Genomic DNA, 1,002 nt, shown 5'->3' on the forward strand with positions numbered 1-1,002 from the left:
GGGTGCAGAACGGCAGAGGTCAGACTTTCAGAGATCAAAGAATGGGATCTGAAAGAAATGTTGTGGACAGTGCCAAAAGAGCACAGCAAAACGAAGGTGACGATATTCAGGCCAATCCCCGATGGCATTTTGCCGTTCATTCAGAAGCTGGTGGATCAGAACCGGCATACAGGGTTATTGCTCGGAGAACTGAAAAAAGATACCACGGTAGCGCAATATGGGCGAAATGCGCATAAGCGGCTTAACCAGGAACACTGGACGCTGCATGACTTTCGCCACACGTTTACAACGATGCTGAACGATTTAGGTGTCGATCCGCATATCGTGGAGCACATCACAGCGCATCAGATGCCTGGTCAGCAAAAAACCTATAACCATTCACGCTATTTACAGGCAAAGCGGGACGCGTTGAATCTGTGGGTTGAGCGTCTCGATGTGCTGGCTGGAAATCATGAAAATATTGTTATGCTGAAGGTGGCTAAATGAAATTACCTAAAAGACTCTATTATCCGTTACCTGAAGCGGCAGAAAAGTTAGGATGTACAATAAGGGATCTCTATCATTTCGCTAGTACAGGTGCCATTGATATTTCTGTATTTATTCCTGAGCATAGTGTTGGGAGCTGTGAGGTTTATTTTCTTGAGGGATTTAAAGATAATAAACGGAATGGACTAATATTCCAGGACGGCAAAACAATTAATTTAGAGAAGAGAATAGATGATAGATTATATATAGCAAATTTTATTGCTGGTTTTTTCTATGTAAACAAAAAGGCGTTCTCTGACATTGAGTTTAAACATAATAACATCATAAACTCACCAACATTATATTTTTACCCTGATAGACTTGGCGGTGGATTAGAAATATCTCTAGAAGGGGAAAATCTCAAGCCATTTGATATAGATGTTGATTATTTATGTGTGATGGCAGATGATTTAAATAATGTAAAAGATGAAGGTAGTTTTCGTAATCTTACAGAAGATAACCCCAAAAGAGCAGCAA

General features: G+C 40.4%; 2 protein-coding genes. Both read left to right on the forward strand.

What is annotated here, in order from left to right; translation table 11 throughout:
• On the forward strand, positions 1-486 hold a 486-nt coding region (locus ACWIGM_RS31610), incomplete at its 5' end, for a tyrosine-type recombinase/integrase (RefSeq protein ID WP_454029875.1).
• The coding region (locus ACWIGM_RS31615) for a hypothetical protein (protein ID WP_454029876.1) at positions 483-1,002 on the forward strand (520 nt) is incomplete at its 3' end. The genes ACWIGM_RS31610 and ACWIGM_RS31615, both read left to right, overlap by 4 nt.

The sequence above is a fragment of the Allobosea sp. NPDC055332 genome, assembly GCF_053645455.1.